This is a genomic window from Gordonia sp. i37 (genome assembly GCF_002043085.1).
In the GTDB taxonomy this organism is placed as follows: Bacteria; Actinomycetota; Actinomycetes; order Mycobacteriales; family Mycobacteriaceae; genus Gordonia; species Gordonia polyisoprenivorans.
Genome location: NZ_MVPX01000204.1, coordinates 1 through 2,577 on the forward strand (window position 1 = coordinate 1; position 2,577 = coordinate 2,577).

Here is a 2,577-nt window from a genome sequence, read left to right on the forward strand (position 1 = left end):
GGGCCCCCCGCCGCACGGCGGGATCGCCTTCGGCTGGGATCGCATCACCGCGCTGCTCGCGGGTGAATCGTCCATCCGTGAGGTCATCGCCTTCCCCAAATCCGGTGGCGGCGTCGACCCGCTGACCGACGCGCCTGCGCCCATCACCGCACAGCAGCGCAAGGAGTCGGGTATCGACGCCAAGCCGGCACCGAAGAAGGGCCCCGACGCCCCCGCTGCCGGGTCGGCCGAGCCCACCGCCTGACCGCCCACCCGATGGCCACCCACCCCGGGTGGCCATCGGGGTGAGCCCGATCGCACGACGGGCGCACGGGTCACATCTGTGATGTGATTTTCCGCAGGCGGGACCGCGGGTTCACCGACACCTGTGGCGCCCGCACCCGCGCCGAGGTGACGTGAAAGGTAGGTGGGCTGCTGTGACCATCAAGGTCGCGCTGGAACATCGCACGAGCTACGCCTTCGACCGGCCGGTGAAGATCTTCCCGCACGTGGTCCGGCTCCGGCCCGCACCGCATTCGCGCACCCCGATCGAGGCCTATTCGCTGAAGGTCGAACCGGGTGAGCACTTCCTCAACTGGCAGCAGGATGCGTTCAGCAATTACCTTGCGCGACTGGTGTTCCCGGAGCCGTCGACGTCGCTGACGATCACCGTCAGCCTGCTTGCCGACCTGACGGCGATCAACCCGTTCGACTTCTTCATCGAGGACTGGGCCGAGCATTACGGGTTCGATTACCCCGACGATCTGAAGGAGGATCTCGAGGCCTACCTGCGTCCGGTCGGGGTCATCGAGGGCGAATTCGCCGGTGCGCCCGTGCATCCGGCGATCGCCGAGTTCGCCGCCGCGCACCGGCCGACGTCGAGGATTCGGGTGATCGATTTCCTCGTCGGGCTGAATCAGGCGGTGCAGCAGGCCGTCGGGTACACGGTGCGTCTCGAGCAGGGTGTGCAGAGCCCCGAGTACACGCTGTCCAGTGCGATCGGATCCTGTCGTGATTCGGCGTGGTTGCTCGTGGCCCTGTTGCGCGAGCTGGGCCTCGCGGCGCGTTTCGTCTCCGGCTACCTCGTCCAGTTGACCTCCGACATCCGGTCCCTGGACGGACCATCGGGCCCCGACGCCGATTTCACCGATCTGCACGCGTGGACCGAGGTGTACCTACCCGGCGCCGGATGGGTCGGCATGGACCCGACGTCGGGACTGTTCGCGGGGGAGGGACACATCCCGCTCGCGGCGACCCCGAGTCCCGGTGCCGCCGCACCCATCACCGGATCGACCGGTCCCTGCCACGCCACCCTGGACTTCTCCAACACGGTCACCCGATTCCACGAGGACCCGCGGGTCACGTTGCCCTACACGGCTTCCCAGTGGGATCGCGTCTGCGAACTCGGCGCCCGCGTGGACGCGACGATGGCGGAGAACGACGTCCGGCTCACCATGGGCGGCGAACCGACCTTCGTCTCCATCGACAACCAGACCGACCCGGAGTGGACGACCGCCGCCGACGGCCCGCACAAACGACTGCTCGCCTCCGACCTCGCCGAGCGCCTGCACCGCGACTACGCCCCGACCGGACTGGTCCAGCGCAGCCAGGGCAAGTGGTATCCCGGGGAGCCCTTGCCGCGCTGGCAGATCGCGATCATGTGGCGCGCCGACGGCCGGCCGATCTGGACCCGGCCGGAATTGCTCGCCGACCCGTGGTCGAATCCGGCGCGCGCCGCCGAGTCCATCGCCATCGAGACCGCGGGACCGGTGCCCACCGCCGAGGGTGCCGAGCGCGCCCAGAAGTTGTTGCAGACCTTCGCTTCTCGCCTGGGTGTGCCCTCCTCGCAGGTGATGCCGGCCTTCGAGGACCCGTTGGTCCGGATGCGCGAACTCTCCGCGCTGCCACCGGGTGACCCGGGAGCCGACCCCACCACGTCGACCGCACGCGCATTCGCGCGGGCCGAGGCCGCCGTCGAGATCGACGATCCCGACGTCGACCTCGAACCGCCCGCCGACTCGACCGCCGCGCGTCGGGAACTGCTCGACCGCCTCGATGCCAACGTCGTGCACCCGACGGCATATGTGTTGCCGTTGAGCCGATCCGAGGACGAGACCGCCTGGCACAGCGCACGATGGACCACCCGCCGCGGCCGTCTGGTCCTGACCGCGGGCACCTCCCCGGCGGGACTGCGGTTGCCGCTGAACTCGCTGTCGTGGGGGCCGGCTCCCGCGGTGTTCGTGTCCGATCCGTCGGCGCCTCATGACGCGTTGCCCGACAAGGCCTCCGACGATCTGGGCTTCACCGTGCTGGAGATGGACCCGACGCAGTTCGTGCCGCGGACCGCGGTGGTGGCCGAACAGCGCGGGGAGACCCTGTTCGTGTTCATCCCGCCGACGGCGGCACTCGAGGAGTACCTCGCGATCATCGAGATGATCGCCGACGCCGCCGAGGCGACCGGTACCGCCGTGGTCATCGAGGGATACGGCCCGCCCGCCGACCCGCGTCTGACCACGCTGACCGTCACCCCCGATCCGGGCGTCATCGAGGTCAACATCCAGCCGACGTCGAGTTTCGCCGAACAGTCGGAGCTGTTGG

Annotated in this window: 2 protein-coding genes; both read left to right on the forward strand. The window is 69.3% G+C overall.

Annotated elements, in window-relative coordinates:
* On the forward strand, positions 1 to 244 hold a 244-nt coding region (locus B1964_RS09480; RefSeq protein WP_290440688.1), incomplete at its 5' end, for an amino acid--tRNA ligase-related protein.
* 172 nt (positions 245 to 416) lie between these two features.
* Positions 417 to 2,577: transglutaminase family protein (locus tag B1964_RS09485; RefSeq protein WP_139765682.1), on the forward strand; the 2,161-nt coding region annotated here is incomplete at its 3' end.